This is a genomic window from Sphingobacteriales bacterium, from assembly GCA_012517435.1.
Classification (GTDB): domain Bacteria; phylum Bacteroidota; class Bacteroidia; order CAILMK01; family JAAYUY01; genus JAAYUY01.
Window position 1 is genome coordinate 1 of record JAAYUY010000084.1, and the last position, 22097, is coordinate 22097.

The 22097-nt window shown below is 40.8% G+C and carries 13 protein-coding genes; 6 read left to right on the forward strand and 7 right to left on the reverse strand.

What is annotated here, in order from left to right:
* Positions 1-107: 107 nt before the first annotated feature.
* The 5 genes from GX437_04905 to GX437_04925 all read right to left on the reverse strand — a co-directional run bounded on the left by GX437_04905 (position 108) and on the right by GX437_04925 (position 10846).
* Positions 108-3722, reverse strand: a complete 3615-nt coding sequence (locus GX437_04905; GenBank protein ID NLJ06993.1) for a nitrate reductase subunit alpha — start codon at positions 3720-3722, stop codon at positions 108-110.
* Positions 3723-3738: 16 nt separating this feature from the next.
* On the reverse strand, positions 3739-4566 hold the full coding sequence (locus GX437_04910) for a c-type cytochrome (protein ID NLJ06994.1): 828 nt from the start codon (positions 4564-4566) through the stop codon (positions 3739-3741).
* Positions 4567-4688: 122 nt separating this feature from the next.
* Positions 4689-5942, reverse strand: coding sequence for an FtsX-like permease family protein (locus tag GX437_04915; GenBank protein ID NLJ06995.1), 1254 nt, complete (start codon positions 5940-5942; stop codon positions 4689-4691).
* An 11-nt stretch (positions 5943-5953) separates the two neighbouring features.
* Positions 5954-7954 carry a urocanate hydratase gene (locus GX437_04920; GenBank protein ID NLJ06996.1) on the reverse strand — a complete coding sequence of 667 codons (2001 nt, stop codon included), beginning with the start codon at positions 7952-7954 and terminating at the stop codon, positions 5954-5956.
* A 6-nt stretch (positions 7955-7960) separates the two neighbouring features.
* The gene (locus GX437_04925; protein NLJ06997.1) at positions 7961-10846 is read right to left on the reverse strand and encodes an insulinase family protein; all 2886 of its coding nucleotides are present in this window, start codon (positions 10844-10846) and stop codon (positions 7961-7963) included.
* Positions 10847-10907: 61 nt separating this feature from the next.
* Here GX437_04925 and GX437_04930 point away from each other — a divergent pair, with 61 nt between their 5' ends.
* From GX437_04930 to GX437_04955, 6 genes are all read left to right on the forward strand, one after another.
* Entirely contained in the window at positions 10908-11225 is a 318-nt protein-coding gene (locus tag GX437_04930; GenBank protein ID NLJ06998.1) for a translation initiation factor, read from the forward strand.
* Between the two features lie 142 nt (positions 11226-11367).
* A complete protein-coding gene (locus GX437_04935) occupies positions 11368-12786 on the forward strand; it encodes a hypothetical protein (GenBank protein ID NLJ06999.1) in 1419 nt (472 codons plus the stop codon).
* A gap of 5 nt (positions 12787-12791) precedes the next feature.
* The gene (locus GX437_04940) at positions 12792-14327 is read left to right on the forward strand and encodes a hypothetical protein (protein NLJ07000.1); all 1536 of its coding nucleotides are present in this window, start codon (positions 12792-12794) and stop codon (positions 14325-14327) included.
* Between the two features lie 10 nt (positions 14328-14337).
* Positions 14338-15264 (forward strand): hypothetical protein, encoded by a 927-nt coding sequence (locus tag GX437_04945; GenBank protein ID NLJ07001.1) that lies wholly within the window; start codon positions 14338-14340, stop codon positions 15262-15264.
* A 142-nt stretch (positions 15265-15406) separates the two neighbouring features.
* Complete coding sequence (locus GX437_04950) at positions 15407-17335, forward strand: hypothetical protein (protein NLJ07002.1); 1929 nt, start codon at positions 15407-15409, stop codon at positions 17333-17335.
* Positions 17336-17365: 30 nt separating this feature from the next.
* Positions 17366-17950, forward strand: coding sequence for a DUF3109 family protein (locus GX437_04955; GenBank protein ID NLJ07003.1), 585 nt, complete (start codon positions 17366-17368; stop codon positions 17948-17950).
* Here GX437_04955 and GX437_04960 read toward each other — a convergent pair.
* Positions 17938-19866 (reverse strand): tetratricopeptide repeat protein, encoded by a 1929-nt coding sequence (locus GX437_04960; GenBank protein NLJ07004.1) that lies wholly within the window; start codon positions 19864-19866, stop codon positions 17938-17940. The genes GX437_04955 and GX437_04960 overlap by 13 nt on opposite strands.
* Positions 19867-19933: 67 nt before the next feature.
* Positions 19934-22097 (reverse strand): T9SS type A sorting domain-containing protein (locus tag GX437_04965; GenBank protein NLJ07005.1); only part of this gene is annotated, 2164 nt, incomplete at its 5' end.

Here is a 22097-nt window from a genome sequence, read left to right on the forward strand (position 1 = left end):
GAAGTGCGAAGTGCGAAGTGCGGAGTGCGAAGTGTGAATTTCGGATTGCGGATTTGTCTGCCATGTGGCATGATTGTGAAATAATATTGTTTGCTGTTTTTTCCATTTCAGAACTCCACTTTTTCCATTTTTCTGATAACGACAAATGTGTCTCTGTTTACACCAACCGGCCCCCAGTAGTTGAAATGATAGGTAAACTGGCCGTATCCTCCCATAAGCAGATTGGGTTTCAGGTGTACCCTGGTCAGGCTGTTGTGTCCGCCTGAGCGTCTTTTATTTCTGACCTCCGATTTGGGAACGGTATAAGTTCTTTCGGGGCTATGATAGACAAAACATAAGCCTCGTGGTATTCTTGTGGTTACACAGGCTCTGGCACTATACACCCCATTATCATTGTAGATTTCCACCCAGTCGTTGTCATGAATGCCCAGCTCTGCAGCATCTTCTTCGTTAATCCATACGGGAACCATTCCCCTGCCCAATGTCAGCATGAGGTGATTGTCCCCATAAGTACTGTGAATGTGCCACTTTCCGTGTGGTGTCAGGTAATTCAGCACCTTGACATTACCCTCAATAATGGTTTTCCTTAATTCCCCATAAACCTCCGGTGTGGGTTGTGGCTTGTAGGTGGGCAGATGTTCTCCGAACAACAGATAACCTTCATGGTCGAGGTAAAAATGCTGTCTCCCGGTAAGGGTTCTCCATGGGACCAGCTTTTCAACATTGTAGGTATATGCTGCATAAGCCCTACCATTATTCATCAATCCAGACCAAAGTGGTGAGGCATTGTATCTTCTGGGTTGCGACTGCAGGTCTTTATAGCTGATTTTAACATTTTTACTTCCTTCTGCAATGTCTGCCAACTGCAGCCCTGTCTTTTTCTCTGCATTTTTATAAGCCCTGTAACTGAGTTCCCCGTTGGTGAGTGTGGATAAATGAAGGATAGCCTCGATTACTTCCTCATCTTCGAGAATGGAGGGATAAACTTTGTCATTAATAATCTGTAAATGATCCTTGTTTTCAAGAAGTTTGGTATAAAAATCATCGGCCATATAAGCGTTTCCATGAGCGCCCAGCGGATTTTTCAGTATATTCGGACCAAGACTGATAAATTTATGATAGATTTGGGTATAATCTCTCTCCACAACCACCAGGTTATGCATGGTTTTACCCGGAATAGCCTCACATTCTCCCTTGCTCCAGTCTTTAATGTTTTTCTGAGCAATCTCGGCATTGCTGTCGTGGGCAAGAGGAGTAGCCACAATGTCTTTAACGGGTTGTGGCAGATGAGTTTCTGCAATTTTACTGGTAATTTTTGCTATCTCTCTGAAAATTGCCCAGTCTGATTTGGATTCCCAGGCAGGCGGAACTGCTTTCGACAAGGGATGTATAAAGGAGTGCATATCTGTACTGTTCAGGTCGGCTTTTTCATACCAGGAGGCGGAGGGTAACACAATATCAGAATACAACGCACTGGTATCCATTCTGAAATTCAGGTCAATTATCAGATCCATTTTTCCCTGCGGAGCATTTTCCAGCCAGTTCACATCCAGAACCTGATCTTTTGCCACTTCTTCTGCTATTGAATTGTGGTGGGTGCCCAGATAATGTTTCAGAAAATATTCATGTCCCTTGGCACTCGACATGATGGCATTTCCACGCCAGATATACCATATTCTCGGGAAATTTGCCTTATTGTCAACATCTTCTACTGAATATTTTAATTCTTTGTTTTTCAGTTTGTTAAGCACATAGTTTTTTATTGCTTCATCATTATCTGCCCCGTTTTGAATGGCTTCATTGCATAATTCAAGATTGTTTTTTTCAAACTGAGGATAAAAAGGCATCCATCCGTTTTTTACCGATTTTACAATCATATCGGCTGTATGCATTCCGGTAAATTCATTTTCCGGACAGGTATGGTAATCTTTCTGATTGGGGTCGTATCTCCACTGGTCGGAATTCATGTAATGCCATATCGGGGTTTGCTGGAGTCTGGCAACCGGCTGCCAGTCCCTGCCCGACATGATGGTACTCCATGAGTCCATAGGTGCCAGCTTTTCCTGTCCGACATAATGATTGAGTCCGCCACCATTTTTCCCGACACAGCCTGTCAGCATCAGCGCCATTGCTCCTGCCCTGTAAATCAAATTATTATGATACCAATGGTTGATTCCGGCACCAATAATAATCATACATTTTCCCTTGGTTGCTTCTGCTGTCCTGGCCCATTCATGCGTAAAATTCAGAACAGTTTCTGCACTGATGCCAGTGAATATTTCCTGCCATGCAGGCGTATAGGCCGCTTTTTCATCACCATAACCGGACGGATATTCACCTCCCAGTCCACGGTCAACTCCATATTGTGCCATTATCAGGTCGTAAACCGTTGTAACATAGAGTTCTCCTTCGGCCGTCCTGACTTTTTTTACAGGAACTCCTCTGTAAGATTTTTTGTTGTATGCAAAATCAGTAAATCCAAGCTGCAATATCTCATCATGCTGTTCGATCAGACTGAGTAAGGGCTGATAAGACTGTCCTGTTTCAGCATCTTCAAATTTCAGGTTCCATTTTCCATCAGCACTCCCCCAGCGATGGCCTGAACTTCCACCAGGGCAAACAAAATCTCCTGTTTTTTCATCAATATTGAGGAATTTCCAGTCCCCATTTTCGATGTTTTTATATTTATCTGTCTGATTGGCTCTCAACAATCTCCCTGCTTCAAAACCTGCTTCTGTTCTGTTAATTACTACCAGATAGGGGCTATCGGTATATTTTTTAACATAATCAATGAAATATGGGATTTTTTTCTCATGATGATATTCCTTCAGTATGACGTGGGTAACAGCCATCCAGAAGGCACCATCCTGACCGGCATGTACGGGGACCCATTGGTCGGCATACTTGGCCACCATATTAAAATCGGGAGAGAAAACCACTGTTTTAGTTCCGTTATGTCTTGATTCTGAAAAGAAGTGCACATCAGGGGTACGTGTCATGCCAAGATTGGCTCCCATGACGGCTATAAACTTGGCATTATACCAGTCGGCACTTTCGGCAACATCGGTCTGTTCCCCCCAGATTTCAGGAAAAGCATTGGGCAAGTCGCAGTACCAGTCGTAAAAACTCAGATTTAAGCCCCCCATCAGTTGAAGAAAACGACTCCCCCCTGCATAGCTGATCATCGACATGGCCGGAATTGGGGAGAAGCCGGCTATCCGGTCGGGACCATATTTTTTAACCGTGGAAATATTGGCCGCACCTATTAATTCTAATATTTCCTCCCAAGAAATACGCCTGAATCCTCCTTTTCCTCTTGCCTGCTGATATTTTTTCCTCTTTTCGGGATCATCCTGTATGTTTTCCCATGCCTTCAGGGCATCTCCCGTTTTTTGCCTTTCTACTCTGAATAAATCTATCAATGCTCCCCTCACCAAAGGGTATTTAACCCTCAGCGGACTGTATAAATACCATGAAAATGAAATTCCACGCTGGCATCCTCTGGGTTCATAGGGTGGCAGGCTGTCTTCGAGCAATGGATAATCCAATGCCTGTGTTTCCCAAACCACAATACCATCCCTGACATGCACATTCCAGCTGCAACCTCCCGTACAATTGACGCCATGCGTACTTCTTACCACTTTATCATGTTGGTGGCGGTTGCGGTAAAACTCTTCCCACTGACGGGTTTTGGGCGAAATGATATCTTTTATCCAATTCATTTTGAGATCTTTATGATTAATGAGTTTTTAACTGTCTTTTAAAAATTTCTTTGTTCACCGAATCTTTCTTCCCTTTCGATAAATAAAACACAATCAGAAGGTTCAATAACACAAACAGGAGAAGTCCATACATCCCGAACTGTGGCCCGAAAAATCCGTAAACAGGAGCTGAAGGACTTTTGCCTGCATGAACTATAAAAGCTGTCAGCGAATTGACTTCATCATCTGTCAGGGAATGATTTTTATAGGTTTCTGCCATGGCTGGAAAGGGTGGTGATTTTAAAATGGCTTTAATACCAGCAGAGCCCATGTTTTTATAGGTGAGGTTCAGGTCTTTTGCCAGATTGCCGCCTACATAAACACGCTTATCAGAAATGCTGTGGCAGCTGTTGCAGGCTGGTCCTTTTGATGTAAATGTTTTTTCACCATTAAAATATTTAACCCCGGCTTCAACCTGCTCTAAGGTGAATTTTTCTTCTGCCTGTGCAACGGGCGCTGCTGCAGCAGAACCCGATTCGGATTTGATATAGTTAATTACTTCAACAATTTGTGCTTCCGTCAGGTTCTGATCGGGCATGGGCAGTTTTGCAAATTCATTGAAAATCCTCACTGCTTTTTCATCTCCGCTGTTAATAACTGTCATGGATGATTTAATGAATCTGACCAGCCAGTCTTGTTGCCTTAATTCTGTAATACCTTTTAAATCAGGGCCTACCAGCTTACCACCCCCAATAGTATGACAGGCTGAACAATTGGCTTTAAAAATTTCCTGACCGGTCTGAGCATTGGCAGATAAAATAATCAGGAATGAAATCAGTAATCCTGAAAAAACCTTTTTATTCATCGTTTTTGGACGTTTTATTTTCAAAAACAAATATAAGGGTATTTTGGTAAATAAATACCAAATAAATTAAATAATTTTTTCTTGCCTGAAAAATAATTAGTACAACTAACTATTTTCCCTACTTACTCATATCTTAAAGCCTCAATCGGGTTGAGGCGGGCAGCCCTTACTGCAGGATAATAACCGGCCCCAATACCCACTCCGATACTGGTCAGAACGGCTACTATCAACCAAAACCATGGAATGGTAAAAGGACTTCCCATCATGCCGGCAAACAAATTTCCTATCAATATTCCGGCTATTATCCCGATCAGACAACCAATCTGGCTGATTAATAATGATTCGGCCAGAAACTGAATCTTGACATTCGCAATGGTAGCTCCAATAGCTTTTATAGTGCCAATTTCCCTGATTCTTTCTTTTACAGAAACCAGCATGATATTCATCAGGGCAACGGCTGATGACAGCAGGGTTATGAAGCTGATAACGAGTGTAAATACTGTAATAGCTCTGAACTGTTTGGCAATAATATTCACCAGACTATCGCTTTTCTGGATGTCAAAATTATTTTCATCCGAGGGTTTCAGCCTTCTGACCATCCGCATGATGGCAATGGCATCTTCGATGGCAGGGTCAACTTTTTCGAAACTGCTGACTTTAATGGAAATGGTATATCCCCTTTCAGTATTTGGATAGGCAATACGAGCAGCCTGTAAGGGGATCAACACTACTTCATCATAAGAAAATCCAAAGGAAGAGCCTCTTTTCTTTAAGACTCCGATTACTTTGTATTTGCTTGAACCTGAAGTTATTGTTTTGCCAAGTGCATTTTCGCTGCCGAATAAATCTTCTTTAAGTTTACCTCCAATAACAGCCACATTGGCTCCGTATTGAATTTCAACATTGTTAAAGCCCCTACCTTCCGCTATTTCGAGACCGGAAATGGTAAAATAATTATCATCCGTGCCAATTACCCTGATTTTGGGGTTAGTTTTGGCCGAAGCATATCTGATTACAGCTCTGTCGGTGCCGGTCAGGTTTACCGATAAAAGCGCAGGATAGTTGTATTTTTCAGTAAAAAGTCTGACTTCTCTGAAATCTATTTTTCTGTAATAGCGTGGCATTCCGTTTTGCCGGCTCATGTAATTGATGTCACTGATGGAAAAGCTGTTTGAACCGAGGAGACTGAAATTTTTGACCAGTGAGTTTTTTAATCCGTTTATGGCTGTCAGCATTCCGACAAGCGACATGATGCCGAAAACGATAACCAAAACGGTAAGGAGCGTACGCAAAACATTTCCCTGAATATACCTGAGAGCCATCAGAAAATTTTCTGCATGAAAAAATCGCCTGACAATGGGTGGAATGAGTAACATGCTGTTTTTGATTAAAATAAATTATCAAGAAGTCTGTCATCCACCAGATTGGGGAGAGTAACTTTCAGTCTGTTTTCGTATTGCATGGCACGCTGAATACTTGCCATGGCACCCGAATTTCTGGCCCAGCTTCTACGGGCAATACCATTGTTGACATCCCAGAAAAGCATGGATTTCAGGCGTCTGTCGGCATCTTCGCTTCCATCGAGCACCATCCCGAAACCTCCGTTGATAACTTCTCCCCAACCAACACCGCCTCCATTGTGAAGCGACACCCAGGTAGCTCCCCTGAAACTGTCACCTATCACATTGTGAACCGACATATCAGCTGTAAAACCTGAACCGTCATAGATATTTGACGTTTCCCTGTAAGGAGAATCCGTACCCGACACATCATGATGGTCGCGTCCGAGAACTACCGGAGCAGAAATTTTTCCTGCCTTTATCGCTTTGTTAAAGGCTTCTGCTATTCTCATTCTGCCTTCGGCATCGGCATAAAGAATACGTGCCTGTGAGCCAACTACCAGACGGTTGTTTTCTGCTTCTTTGATCCATAATAAATTATCATTAATCTGATGACTGATGTCGTCAGGGCAGTTATTGCTCATTTCCTCAAGCACTTCAGCTGCAATTTGATCAGTAACTCTTAAGTCGTCAGGACTGCCTGAGGTACAAACCCACCTGAACGGACCGAAACCATAATCAAAAAACAAAGGTCCCATGATGTCCTGAACATAAGAAGGATAACGGTATTTACCGTTTTCGCTGAAAACATCGGCTCCTGCCCTTCCGGCCTCAAGCAGAAAAGCATTTCCATAATCAAAAAAGTACATGCCCCTTTCAGCATGTCTGTTGATGGCATTTACCTGACGTCTCAGGGATTCATAAACTTTTTCCCTGAAAAGCTCAGGATCTGCGGCCATCATCCGGTTTGCCTCCTCAAAAGAAAGGCCTTGCGGATAATATCCCCCTGAAAAAGGATTGTGAAGGGAAGTCTGGTCGCTGCCTAAATCCACATGAATGTTTTCCTCCAACAGTTTTTCCCATAAATCAACCACATTGCCCTGATAGGCAAGCGAAACGGCTTCTTTCTTTTCCTTTGCCGATTGAATACGTTTTATTAGTGCGTTAATATCGGTGTAAAGTTCATTTACCCAGCCCTGTTCGAATCTTTTCATTGCTGCAGAAGGATTTATTTCAGCGACAACCCCGACAGCTCCGGCAATGACCGCTGCTTTTGCCTGAGCCCCCGACATGCCACCAAGACCCGAGCTGACGAATAACCTGCCGCTCAGGTCTTTAGAACCCTTTATCTTCATCCGGCCTGCATTTAAAATTGTAATGGTTGTTCCATGAACAATACCCTGCGGGCCAATATACATATATGATCCGGCAGTCATCTGCCCATACTGGCTAACCCCGAGTGCATTGAATTTATGCCAATGTTCAGGTTTGGAATAATTTGGAATGACCATTCCATTGGTTACCACCACTCTTGGCGCATCTTTATGAGAAGGAAAAAGTCCGAGCGGATGCCCTGAATACATGACAAGTGTTTGTTCTTCAGTCATTTCAGACAAATACTTCATGGTCAGCAGGTACTGAGCCCAGTTTTGAAATACTGCACCATTTCCTCCGTATGTAATGAGTTCATGGGGGTGTTGAGCAACGGCAGGATCCAGATTGTTCTGAATCATGAGCATAATGGCGGCCGCCTGTTTTGTTTTGCAGGGATATTGCTCTATCGGACGTGCATACATCTGATAAGCCGGACGAAAACGATACATGTAAATTCGGCCATATCGCCTGAGCTCTTCGGCAAATTCCCTTGCCAATGTGGAATGGTGTTTTTTGTCAAAATACCGGAGCGCATTTCTGACCGCCAGTTTTTTTTCTTCCTGTGTCAATATATCCGGCCTTTTGGGAGCATGGCTCACCTGTTGATCATATCCGGGATGAGGAGGTAATTCATCCGGAATACCTGTTATAATGGCTTTTTTAAAATCATCCATACGCTTTTATTTTGAAAAAATATCTTCTTTTGAAACATCAATAATAGTCCCGAAACTGGCGAGTTTTTCTTTATCAATGCGTTTGCCATCTCCTGCAATGACAATGACAATTGGCTTTTCGTTAAAGTTTTCTTTAAAGAAACCGATAATGTCCTCAAAAGTCATGTTGTTCCATATTTCTTTATAGTTTTTGTTGGGATCGTCATCATAACCCTGTCTTCTGAGATTGGCTACAGTCGATGCCATACTCCGGAAAGACGGGAAAGAAGAATTAATTCCCTGAATCAGTGAGGCTCTGATGATTTCCATCCGTTCCGGTTTTTCGGGCATGTTGGTCATCAGATCTGTCATGGCCTTAATGGCTTCAATCGTTTTGTCGGATTGTGTGCTCAGATAGCCTTCAAGATAACCCTGATGGTCTCTGTAAAAAGAAGTGTAATAATTAGCCCTTGCAGTATAGGCAAGCGACCTGAATTCTCTGATTTCCTGAAAAACGAGTGCATTCATTCCACCTCCGAAATACTCATTAAATGCCTGTGCTATAGCTCTTTCTCTGTCATTGTTGAGATTTCCTTCCATGATAATATAAATCTGGCTTTGAATCATATTTTTATCATCCAGAAAATAAATGGTGTTCTGCTTATGTTCCTGTCGGGGATATATGATGGGGGAATGTCCGTCAATTAGTTGATCAGCAAACGACAGGTTGTTGGCTATAAGATCTTTGACTTCCTGAGCCGGAAGTGTTCCACAATACTGAATTTCAGCTTCATAATTCATGGCCTTGCGGATAAGTGAAAGCAGGCTATCGCTGTTTAAAGATTTTATTTCTTTTATGGCCAGGCGATTGAGATAGTCTGATTTTTCTCTGTAAAGAGCATACTCTTCGAGAGCTTCACCAATGACATCCGGAGTTTTGAGTTCTGTTTTACGGTTGGCTGTTTCTTCCTGAGGAAATTTTGACAAATGAGCAGGTTCAGCCTTTGGTTGAGTCAGCAGTTCGTTAATGAGCCTCAGGGTTGGCTCAAGGTTTTTGTCAAGTCCTTCAATATCAATGGTAAAATAAGACCTGCTGGCTGAAAAATTCACGGTACTGCCAAGCGCCTGAAGCGATTTTGAAAATTCTTCATAAGATTTTTGTGCGGTGCCGAGCAGAGAAAGATATTGTGCCGCATATTTAAGGGCAGGGAAAAGATGTGTTCCGGCCTCAAATCTGATTTCCAGATTGAAAACATCATTGATGGGATTGTCAGCATGATAGAGCGTTACCCCCTGCCGCAGCTCCATTTCCTCTACATCATGTTTAAAATCAATAAATCTGGGTTCTACCGGTGAAACATTTATTTCTTCAAGCTTCATGGCAAATTCAGATTTGGCTTCAGCATTTTTAGGGATAACTGGTTCATACGGAGGTTTTGGCAATTTCTGCTTTTTGGGAGTTCCCATTGTGCTGTACATCACCAGCCTGTTATCACCAAAATATTTTCTGGCCATTTCAATCACCTGTTCTTTTGTAACCTGCTCAATCTGATGGGGATACATCATTTCCTCAATCCATGGCCTCCCGGTATTGAAGCAGGACAAAATATAAAAAGGCCTGAATCTCATATTTTCCATCTGAGTCTTATGATACTTTACCAGATTAAGCTTTACAGCCTCCAGCAAGGTATCATCAAAATCTCCGTTTTTAAGCCTTTCAATTTCAGCAAGCACTAATTTTTCAGCACTTTTAAGCGATTGTTTGAAGATTTTCGGAACAAAAATCACAAAAATGCCACCGTCATCAACATGTTTTTGTTGCATGAGCATGGCCATCATGATTTTGTTGTCAGTGTAAAGCCTGTTAAAAAAGCCTGTATTTGAGTTGTTGTAAAGTAATTCCGTAATAATATCCAATACTGGCTGGTCAGGATGTCCGTCACCTACTCCACGGTATCCGATAATCCCCAAAGGAACAGGAGAAATCTTTACTTTCACAAACTCCCTGCCTTTAAATGGTTCCTCCCTGTATTCAGGCATTTTGGGAACCTCCGCATTCTTCCATTCACCAAAATATTTTTCAATCAAGGGCATCACCTGTTGTGTGTTAAAATCGCCACTGAGCATCAGAGCCATGTTGTTTGCCACATAATAAGTCTGGAAGTATTCATACATTTTCTGCAAAGAAGGATTTTTTAGATGATCGGTACTGCCCAGAACGGTCTGCTGTCCGTAAGGACTGACTTTGTAAAAGTTTTTCAAAAATGTTTCCAGCATGACATTGAAAAAATTATCCATCGACATGTTCTTTTCTTCATATACCGTTTCAAGTTCCGACTGAAAAAGACGGAAAACAGGGTGGGTAAAGCGGTGGCTGTATAACATCATCCATTTTTCAATCTGATTGGGCGGAAACATATTGAAATACACAATATTGTCTTCACTGGTAAAAGCATTGACAAATGTGCCGCCCATCTGGGCAACCACACGGTCAAACTCATTGGGGATGGCATATTCTCCTGCTTTGAGCGAATATTCATTGATCTTTTTCTGAATGTTCATTCTTTCCTTTTCATCTTTGGTTTTGGCCAGTTCCTCATATTTGAGCGTAATGCTGTCGAGCCATACCTTTTCAGTCTGATAATCGGTAGTACCAAGCTGATCTGTTCCTTTAAAAAGCATATGTTCAAGATAATGGGCAATTCCGGTAGCTTCTTTCGGATCACGTTTTGACCCGCCCTTCACTGCAACAGCCCCCATAACCACCGGGGCCGTATGATCTTCATTCAGATATACTTTTAAACCATTACTGAGCTGATATTCTTTAACATCCAGCGGATTGGTCTTTGTGTTTTGAGAAATAGCCGGAAAGGCTATTATTGTCAGGGTTAAGAGCAAATAAATGTTTCTCATTTTTCTAATTTAATTTAGCCAAAGTTGAATTAATTTTGGTTTCAAATTTAACTGCGTTATTTTGAAAAAGAAAGACTTTTCAGAACTGTGGAGCCTGGTGTATTCCACCAATCCTGAAATTAATCCCGGTAGCTTTACCCCGCCTCCGAATGAGCAATGTTTACATGTCGGTATTGAAAAAAAACACAGAGGAGGAAAAACTGTAACTTTGATAGAAGGCTTTGAAGGAAAAACGGAAGATCTTGAAAATCTTGCCAAAACCCTCAAAACAAAGTGCGGAGCAGGTGGATCGGTCAAAGATGGGGTTATTTTAATACAGGGCGATTGCCGGGAAAAAATCACTAAATTTCTGAAAGAACAGGGGTATAAGGTTAAATAATTGAATCTCAGTTGCTCAGCACTTTTCTTTAGCTAAAATTCCTTCTGTCTGATTACTGAATTTACTGAAACTCGACTTGCATGATTTTTGTTTAAAATTGTTCTAAATAACTTAGTTTGTCTCATCACCCTAAACTGGAAATATGAGAAAATATTTACTCCTGTTTATTGTATTATTTCATGCCATATCAGGATTTACGCAGCCCGGTATTATTTCCGTTGTTCCTTCCACCGTTCTGAAAGGACAACAGATTAATATTATCATTAAAGGTGAAAACACCCATTTTGTCCAATCAGAAACAAGTATTGACTTTGGACAGGGTATTTCTGTGAAATCGGTCAGTGTTTCGGGACCTACCATTTTGACTGCGGTCATACAGGTAGATGCCGCTGCTCCGACAGGAAGCCGAAAACTTGTTGTTCAAACCAGTCAGGAATTTGTCGAAATGGATGATGCCCTTGAGGTAATTGAAACGGGAAACGAGGTCAGGGCGGTGATTAGCCTTTTGCCGGTGCAGGCTTTATATCTTGCAGATTTCGACCCGAATAATATCAAAAGCGCCCCATTAATCTTCAATGTATTAATTATCAACGACCAACAAATCAGAAACCTGAAATCAAAGCTGACTATTTCTCACGGTGAATACGGTGAAATAATAAGAGCAGAAAAAAGTCATCCAGCAGTCCAGCCCGGAAAAACAATATCGTATAACAACCGTGAGTTTGACGAATATAACGTCAACAACTCGGCTGATAAGCTTTTGAAATTAGCTGCTCAGACAGGGATGCTTCCTCCCGGCACTTATACTTATAAAATCGAAGTTTTCAATGATGCCGGTGATCTGCTTGCAGAAGATGAAATCAGTGACGAACTGACCAATGACATAACAAACATTGAACTGATAGGTCCCGGAGAAGGGCTTGATTTCAGTCCGGAGGTAATTTTTACGGAATTCCCATATTTTCAATGGTTTTCGCAGGCTTTCAGTTATGATTTTACCCTTTACGAAGTATTACAGGGACAAAGCTCAAAAGATGAGATTCTGAGTAATGTACCAGTATTTCAACAAAAGAATATCTCAGCCACCAGCCTGATTTATCCTTCCAGTGCCGAAAAGCTCTTACCCAACAAAGCCTATGCCTGGCAGGTAAAAGCATATTTTACTACCGCAACCGGCCAGAAAGAAATCATCAGTGATGTTTACTGGTTTACTATCGGAGGCAGCGACAAAAGTCATTTGAAAATCCAGCGGATTGAAGTAGAGCCTGAGATGATCAATATTTCTACAGGAGAAACTCATCAGTTTACAGCTTACGGTTATGACGATAAAGGAGAAAAAATTAAAATGATGGCAACATGGAAAATTATTCCTTCTGATGGCGGAAGTATTTCGCAAAATGGTTTATTTAAAGCTGGTAAATATCCCAAGCCTGTGGCAGTACTTGCAGAATATGAGGGAATTAGCGGCTATTCAACCGTCAATATTCTATGGAACATCAACAATCAATACTTCGATATCGGGCAATTAATAGATGATATTTTTGGTTTACCTCAAAAATAAACATTATGAAAAAGCTAATACTTTTATTTACACTGCTTGTTCTTCTTTTTCCCAGGCAGTCTTTCACCCAATATTTTCTGTATGTCAGCAAGCAAACGGGAGAGTTCAGCAAACATAACGGGAACGGAACAAAAACAACAGATGATTATGAAAGTGGAACGGTAACAATCAATGCAGAGGGGCCGTTAAAATGGTCAGTCAACCCTGCTGATTTATCGATAGGGCCGAATGAAACCAAAACATGGACAGGCTGGGTAGCCCCTGATCCCGCTAAAGCACCAGCACCGGGTAGTTCTGTTCAGGCCACTTTAAAAGGAAATTATAACGTAACATTTAGCCGGCCATCGGTTGGAGGGGGAGATGGAAATGTGGTGGGCGGATATGATTGCGGTAAGTGTCCGGCTCATCCTGATGGCGGACATCATGATATTATTAACAAAATTGGAACAGAACAAAGGGATTTTACCATTTACAGCATAAAAGTGGATGTCTCAGACGATATTCAATGTATTAATGGTGTCGCAGAGTTAACCGCAGATATCTTTCCCGGTCATGACGGAGAAGTGCTTTGGACAACACCCAGCGGTCAGCTTAACGGTCAGACTGTTAATTATGTTCTCCCCCCTGCATTAATGAATATCCCTGTCAGTGCTAAATTTACTATCGAGGGTGTCAGTTATCAGGATGCAGGAACCATAAAAGTAGCTAAACTTACAGGATTTGACCTGCCTGTATGTGCCAACAAAGCCACCGCAGTTGCAGGCATCGCAGATTTATCCTTCAATGGCAACTGTCATCCGTTGGTTTTGTTTAATCCTGCAAACGTTGATATTCCAGCTGTTATGCAATTCTGGACAGTAAATGTTACCGCTGCTTCAAACGGGGTAGTCCTTTCCGACAATATCATTATGGTCAATGAAGATAAGGTGTTGAATGTTACTCCTTTACAAATAAATTTTGACCTGATGGGCGTAGTGGAGGGTGCTCTTAATGCTGCTTTTGGAAATACAGGCCCATGTAGCAAAAGCGGAAGCCTGATTCCTAAAGGTTCCATTTCGAGGGGAACACTCAAGCTGTGTTGTCCGAATGACGGAGGAGTTATTGACGGAACAAAATGGGCGGGAAATTTGTCGTGGGAATACGGTATAAAATGTAAATTCCCGATCTACGGATGTCCTTATGTTGCTTCCCTTGATGCTGTTGTATCTGCAAGTGCCAATGCCTCTATCGGAGTAGATGCCACCACACAGTGCAAAGAAACAAAAGTTTGTGGTAATGTCAGTGCAAGCGCCAACATTGGTGGCGGGCTCGGATTTACTTTTGCTGCTGGAGTTATTTCTGGTGATTTGCAATTGGTTATCAAAGGAATAGGCATTGACGGAAGTTATTGCTTCTCGCCACCACCGGCCAAAGGAGAAGTCAAACTTACTATTGGTGCGGGAAGTGTGGTCGGAACCGTTGAAACTCTCTGGGGACTGACCTCCCATTCGGTCGATTATCCTCTGTGGTCAGGTTATACTTCTCCTCCTTTTGAATTTTAAAGAAATTGTTATGAGCAGAAAAATTGGATTGATTATCATAATTTTAGGCTTCTCATACAGCCTTGCATCTTCTCAGGTCAGATTCCCGGAATTCAGGACTTACGACATTGAATTAAAGTTCACCAAATACCTGAACGGATGTATGAATGATCCGGAACACACTTCTGATAATGAGCTGATTTACAAACTTAAAGGTCAGATTTTTAACGAAAATGAGGGTTATATTCCTACCGCTTCAGATGGTTTTAACGGTAAAACCACACAAAGTACACCCTGGGAAACATTATCAGAGCTGGTTTTTGCTTACATGAAAAAAGATGTCAGAAAGATAAAGAGTCTTTACAACAAGAGTTCACAGGAGAAAGTGAGTAAAGTATTTGAAGGAGAAAATGCCCAGTCGGCCCTGCAAACTTTGTCGGAATGCGGTAAAGTAAAAGTTTTAATGGGTTTTGAATATCAGGGCGGTTACATGGCAGTAGTCGAAACTGAAAATCTGGGCATTAACCTGAATTATTTCGTTATAGAAAAAGGCAAATACAGGCTGTCGGCCTTAGCCGATAAAAGCCCTGTTTCATGGAATATTGCTCTTTACTGGAAATTCAGGCCTCAACCTTTTAAAACACCTACCTTCTTGAATATTCCCGACAGTATCTCTCTGACCGAATCAAAAAGCTTCATATTTAATTTATCTGCTTCACGAAACTGGCTGATTGTTTTCCGTGATATCGATGGTGAACCTGTTTTTAGCTATGCTCAGGATGGAGGAATGAGAGACATGGATAACTCATGGCAAAGAGTTACCCTGAATATCAGCGGAAAAGACTTTATCTCCAAAGGAAAACATACTTTTTATGTGATCGAGAGCAATTATCCTGTTCAGGTGGTCAACCCGGTAATGAAAACGGCAGCTGCTTCATTCACGATTAAAGTTTACTGACATTCTGCGTTCGATAACCAAATACTGTTTTCTGATTCTTTTTCAATTAATTCTGATCCGGTCGTATGCTCAAAATGTCATTTCTATTAAAAGCCCCTTACCGGACAGTGTTGTCAGAAACGGAGAAATATGGATTGTCTGTGTGGTCGATCCGCGATTGAAAATATTACCCGGCTCGGTTCAGATGTTTATTGAAGGAGCCGAAGTCAGTCCGCTGATCAAAGTGAACGGCAATACTATTTCCATACTGGTTATGAACAAATTGCGTCCCGACAAATACAATGTTGAGCTTAGGCTGAGATCAGAAAGCGGAAAATTATACCGAAAAAGATGGGCTTTTTATGTCGGAAATTTCCAATCTTCTGAAGATTCCATCATCGAAGTCAGACCCATTCGCCAGAAGCAGGAAATTAAACCCCAGTTTAAAGGGACTGTTTTTTCAGGAATGCGTTTCACCTCCTTACATGGTAATGGGGCTTACCTGCGTCAGGAACCGCCTCAGATGCATGATTTCAGAATGAATGCTACTCTTCAGTTGTCAAACATTTCTATCCCGCTGAAAATTTATCTGACCAATCAGGAAAACAAATTTCTCCCCTTCAGAAACCGTTTTATGAGCGGCATTCAGACAGATAAAACAGGCTTGCTGGCAGGCGACATCAATCTGAATTTCAACAGAATTGCCCTGAATGGAACATCCGCCAGGGGATTATTGTTTGAGTTTAAAATCAGAAGTACCGCATACAGTTTTTTCCATGGTTACGTAAACCGAGCCATTGAAGGCGAAAAGCTGAAATTTGATGGAATCGGGTTTCCGCCCGGAAATATGCTTGCTGATTCATTTTACCTGAATGAAGGCACATACAGGCGAAAACTATCAGCCATGAATGTTATTTTTACAGCAGTAGACGGAACCAGGTTCAACATTATGTTTTTAAAATCAACGGATGATTCTAATTCTATCAGATATGGCGGGCAGGTCTCTCAAAATTTCGTTTTCGGAGCAGGTAATCAGGTCAAGACGAAAAACAACAGGTTTACTGCAGATATGCAGGTTGCACTCAGCCTGACCACTTTCGATATACGCAGGGGCGTTTACAGTAAACAAATGATTGACGACATCTTCGGATCGGATATTCCCTTCTATCCTGAAAACTGGAAATGGCTGATGATATTTAACGGTACAACCACTCCCATGACATGGAAAAACAGACCTCCGCTGGCATTTTTTGGCGATTACAGGCTGAATGCCTTAAAACAGTCATTTTTAGTAAGCTATCATCGAACCGGTAGTGCATTTTATTCCTTTGGCAATCCATTTCTGGTCAACGACAGACGATATATGAGTTTTGAAGATCGCTTTACCACATTTAACAAAAAACTCCGCACCAGAATTCAATATACTTACACTACCAACAATCTCAGCAAGACTTTTTACAGTAAAAAGAATACAAATACTGGTATGATTTCATTCACCTTCAGGCCTTCCAAAAAACTACCCTCTTTCGACCTGAGCTACCGTTATTTCAACCGGTTGGAAAAAAGCATTCAGGAAGGAAAGCAAATATCACTTACCGAGCTACATAATCTGGTCAGCGGATTTTTGTGGAACCTGAAAACAGGCTCATTTCAACATATTCTTCAGGTAAATTACAATTATTATCTCAGAAAGACTCCCGGCTCACCAACCGCTTCCCGTTCGCTTAATTTTTATCTTAATGAGCAATACCGCAAAAATCTTATGTTTTCGGCTTATTTTAACAGTTTTGTTATGACAAATGATTCGGCCGATCTGGGTATTATCAATATGTTAGGAATAAAAATTAACCTGATTTCAAGGAATGAGAAACTGAAAACAGGAGGTGGAATCAGCCGTGTGGTCAATGAAGAAAGCGGATTAATGGAAGCATCTGTTCGAATGACTTATGAAGCAGAAATCTCTTATTCCCCTGTTAAAAATTTGATTTTTACGCTTAACGGAGGATATGGTTCCTATCGGGAAGATAAAATTCCCGTTGAGAATTATCAGGAAAAATGGATCTACATACGCCTGAATTATTTGATTGACTGATATTTGAAACTCCAACTATTTCATTGAATAATGATTCTATACGATAATACACTGATTTCACTCGACATTTTTAAGGTAAAATTCTGTTGCGATCTGCCCAACTGTTCAGGTCTTTGTTGCATCGAAGGAGATTCAGGAGCACCACTCGAACCAGAGGAAACTGATATTATCAGCAGCCATCTTGAAAAAATAAAACCCTTTATGAATCCGGAATTTGTTCATGTTCTTGATAACGAGGGATTTATGATGAAAGATCCGGATGGAGATTTTTGCACCAGATGTATTGAAAACAAAGACTGTATATTTTCCTATATACATAAAGGGATTTACCGCTGTGCCATTGAAACGGCTTATCGTAACAAAGAAATTGACTTTATCAAACCCATTTCCTGTCATTTGTATCCTATCCGGCTTGGAAAAATTAAAAACGAACTAATTACCGTGAATTATCATGAATGGTCAATATGCAAACCGGCTCTCGTAAAAGGTCATTTTCAGGGAAAGCCTATGTTTCGTTTTTTGAAAGCCGCTTTAATCAGGCGTTTTGGGGAAAACTGGTATGAGGAAATGGAAAATATTTACAAACAACTGAAGGAAGAGAATCAGTTACAATAAGTCTGCACCATGTTTTCCGCTTTAGGATGCCCCAACTGAGCTGCTTTGGCCAGATCTTCACAGGCTGATTGCTTCTGATTAAGCTGCAACCTTAATACTCCTCTGTTGTATAAGCCATCAGGGAAATCTGGTTGTATCGAAAGACATTTATCAAGGTCTTTTAATGCTTCATTCAGGTTTCTCATTCTGACATACACCAAGGCTCTGAAGTTATAGGCAGGATAATATAAAGGGCTGATTTTTATACATTTATTAAAATCTTCTATGGCTTTTTCATAATTTTTCAAATTAAGGTAAGCCAACCCACGGTTGCAATATGCTTTGCTGTATTCAGGATTGAGATTCAGACATTTGTTAAAATCCGAAAGCGCTTCTTCTATTTTACCTGCCTGGGCATAGGTGGCTCCCCTGTTGTTGTAAGCTGAATAATAATCCGGTTTAATACTGATGGCCTTGTTAAAATCATCCAGTGCCCCGTTCAAATCGCCCAGTGTTGCTTTTATATTTCCTCTGTTGATATAGCTTTGATAAAATTCAGGATTCAGTTCAAGTGCCTTATTAAGGGCATTAATGGCTTCAGGATAATTCTGTTCCTCATCGGCTTTGGCCATCCCCAGCTTATCCCATGCCCGGTAAACCTGAGGATATTTTTCTGTAACATCTGTCCAGAGACTTATGCTGTTTTGCCAGATATCAGTTCGCTGATAAGTCAGGTATGATAATATGGCAATGTATCCGGTCAAGACAAAAGTAACTGTATTTTTATAAAGCGGAAATTTTTCCGATAACCTGTTGAAAAATAAAGCGATAAGTATAAAAATACCGGCAGAAGCCACATAGACAAAACGGTCGGCCATGACAAAATCATTGATTTGTATCAGTTGCAGAACCAGAACAATATTCAGGATAAAAAACGAAAGCAGTAAAGCATATTCTTTCACTTTCCGGAATAAAAAAACGGTTAATGCAAGCACGCCCACAGGAGGCAATAAAAACAGCCAATATAAGGCAGGAATTTCGGCTCCCGCCTGAACCGGATATGGATAAAAGGCTGATAAATGAAACGGATAAAGCAGTTTGACCAGATACATGGTAAACGCATAACCGGCAAAAACAATCCTTTGCAATAATGGCAATGTGGTTTCTTCTGCTATGGCTCCGATTGAGCTTTGCGATTTAATGGCAATTATCCCAAAAATAACAGCTATCAGTACAAATGGGATTTTTTCCATCAATACTTTTCTGCTCAGCCATTTCCTTCCATAAAACCAGTCAAGCAATGGCAAAACACCTACCAACGCCACAGCCATGGTTTTTGACAACACCGACATCAGAAATAAAATCATGGAAATTATCAAATACTTAATCTTCTGTTTTTCAATATATTTCAGATAAATTATCAGCGAGAGGAAATAGAAAAAAGCATACAAGACATCCTTTCGTTCACTTATCCATGCAACTGACTCCACATGAAGTGTGTGAACGGCAAAAAGTAAAGCAGAAATTAATGCAACCGTCCTGTTTTTAAATATTAAAACTACTATCCAGAACAAAAGGAGTGTATTGGCCAGATGAAACAGAAAATTGACAAGAATATGAAAGGAAGGATTTCCTCCGCTGATGGCATAGTCGGTTGCAAAGGAAAGAAGTGTCAGCGGGTAATAGCCTCCGTAGTAAAACTCAGAAAATATCTTTCCGATGTTTTGAAATGATAAGTTTATAATATATGGATTTTCAGTAACATATACTACATCATCGAAGTTGGTGGGTTTATTGTTAAAAACAGGAGAAAACACAAAAGTGGTAAACAAGATAATGCCTGCTGTCCAGACAATTGTTCTTCTTGTTTCCGGATTAACTTGCTTTTTACTGACTGGTTTTTTCTGGTTCTTTGTCTGAATATTCGTCTTTTTCATTGGTCATAATGATTTACACGCTGATTTTATTCAGGTATAAAAATACGACTAATCGGGGGATGGGAAATCAGCGATGTAATACAGTTAGTTTCTCCTGTAAAACGCTGCCATTGCTCAGGGTTATCTCTGTAATGTAAAGACCTGAAGGCAATTCATTAACCGGCACAATACAATTCTGTACATCATTAAAGTAGGATGAATAGACCCTTTTTCCCTGTATATCAAGTATTTCTATTTTATTTATACTTTCTGAGCCTGCAGAAACAGTTACATGTTCCCTGGCGGGATTGGGATAGACAGTTATCTCTCCTGATGCTGATGAATGACCGAGAGAGGAGTAATTTGAAACCTGTATTGTCTTTTCATAATACATGAGGTTTCTTCCCGTAATGACCAGAGAAAGCTGACCGGTGTCTTTCAAATCAACAGTAAAGGAAACATTTCCCGTTTCATCTGTATAAGCTGAATGCTTCACACTGAAATCTGCAGAGGTAAGTGAAACCAATGCATTTTTAACCGGTAGTCCATTGACTTTTACGGTAAAAGAAATATTGTTAATCCCCTGAATCAGCTGAGATGGGGCATTTGCGGTTATTTTTGCAGGTTTATCCGTATAAGGCATAAGAGTGGGATCACCCAGCAAAAGAAAATGTTGCATGGTTTCAAGGGTTTGTCCGGTAGGGGAATCGTTTGTAAAGGCTTCATACATCTTCAGTTTGCCATAAACAAGTGCCTCTCCTATTGTCTGAACATTTCCGTTCAGATATGCAATTAAAGCCTGTTTACCAAGCGTATCTGAATAATAAAACGGGGTTAGCTCTGTGGCTCCGATAAACCCTATGGCTCCCTTGTCAACTCTGGTAGTCATCCAGTTTTCTCCGAAACTATTGCCATATTGGTAATCCAGATCATTGTTGAGGCAGGCTACACTGACAATCATCGGGAGAGTTCCTGTATAAGTCAGATTGTTTTTAATTGTATAATTGCTGAATGTACCTGTTGTCATCCAGCTGACTTCATCTCCATGCCCGATATAAAACAACCAGCTTCTGCCACTATTTAAGGCATTGATAATATTATAGTTGGTGAATTTCTGTATGGAATGACGCAAATCATCAATAAGGGAAAATCCTGAATTTTTAAAAACAGATACAATATGTTTTCCATGACGATCGTCCAGTTTGTCGCTGCTCGCAGCAACGGTGGCATTTTTTAACCAGTTAAAACTATCTGCCTGATAAATGCTTTTTTCGTAGTTGATAATCTTGTTAACATAAATATCACACTCTTCCGGTGAATTAACCGAAAACCTGCCCACCATAATATCTGGTAAAAAATCACCATCATTCAGGGTGGAATAGTTGTGGTCGTTCAAAGCTTCATTGACTCCATAAAAGGGAGGAATATAAGCTACATCCCCCACCAGCAGCAGGTAATCAAAGGCAGGATGACCGTCTGTATTTTTCACATAACCAACGATGTTTTCTTTCAGGTGATCATCAGTACCCCTGTCTCCTAATTCTGACACTTTCACGACCCTGGTATCAATACCTTTTCTGTTTTTCCATTCGGCAAAGGGAAGAATGTTGTCATAGAACTCGTCATGAACAATAATCAGCATTGACGGGCTTTTTGGCTCGGTATATTGCCTCGATGGATCGGAAAAACTGATAATTATCTCATCTGCAATCTGCTGAACTTTTCCGGAATATTTAACTTCAAAATTTTTAACTGATTTGGACTTGCTCAGGCTAATATCTACATTTATATTAAAATGAACGATTAATGAATTTTCAGCAGGATTATACCTGAATGGATAAATCAGCAGATCGGCTACCCTTTTCCCTGCAATATATTGATAACCACCTATTTCAATTACTGACAATGGATAAATATCCTTTCCATTGTAAACTTCCGGATTAAATGTCAGACTTCCCTTTGTTTCATGAATTTGCTGATTTCTGTCCGGTACTTTCTGATACGGAAATGGCCTGACTCCTTCGTATGTTTTCGTGGTAAAGTCGGTGTTATTTATCTGAATTTCATAGCCTTCCGGTACTTCGACAAATTTATGAAACACAGGAACTGCAGGATAACCTTCGCGACACAATTGTTGTAAACCCGGTAAAGAAATGTCGAAAAAGTTAATTCCATCAATACTTTGTTTAACCATTTCAAACTTTGAAAATGAAATACTGATAGATTTTGAGAGTTTGTCGGTAGTGTTAATA

What these genes read in the sequence shown, in the direction of transcription:
- GX437_04935 (NLJ06999.1), top strand. Translation starts at nt 11,368, where the DNA reads ATGAGAAAATATTTACTCCTGTTTATTGTATTATTTCATGCCATATCA.
- GX437_04905 (NLJ06993.1), bottom strand. Translation starts at nt 3,722, where the DNA reads ATGAATTGGATAAAAGATATCATTTCGCCCAAAACCCGTCAGTGGGAA.
- GX437_04960 (NLJ07004.1), bottom strand. Translation starts at nt 19,866, where the DNA reads ATGAAAAAGACGAATATTCAGACAAAGAACCAGAAAAAACCAGTCAGT.
- GX437_04925 (NLJ06997.1), bottom strand. Translation starts at nt 10,846, where the DNA reads ATGAGAAACATTTATTTGCTCTTAACCCTGACAATAATAGCCTTTCCG.
- GX437_04910 (NLJ06994.1), bottom strand. Translation starts at nt 4,566, where the DNA reads ATGAATAAAAAGGTTTTTTCAGGATTACTGATTTCATTCCTGATTATT.
- GX437_04955 (NLJ07003.1), top strand. Translation starts at nt 17,366, where the DNA reads ATGATTCTATACGATAATACACTGATTTCACTCGACATTTTTAAGGTA.
- GX437_04945 (NLJ07001.1), top strand. Translation starts at nt 14,338, where the DNA reads ATGAGCAGAAAAATTGGATTGATTATCATAATTTTAGGCTTCTCATAC.
- GX437_04940 (NLJ07000.1), top strand. Translation starts at nt 12,792, where the DNA reads ATGAAAAAGCTAATACTTTTATTTACACTGCTTGTTCTTCTTTTTCCC.
- GX437_04920 (NLJ06996.1), bottom strand. Translation starts at nt 7,954, where the DNA reads ATGGATGATTTTAAAAAAGCCATTATAACAGGTATTCCGGATGAATTA.
- GX437_04915 (NLJ06995.1), bottom strand. Translation starts at nt 5,942, where the DNA reads ATGTTACTCATTCCACCCATTGTCAGGCGATTTTTTCATGCAGAAAAT.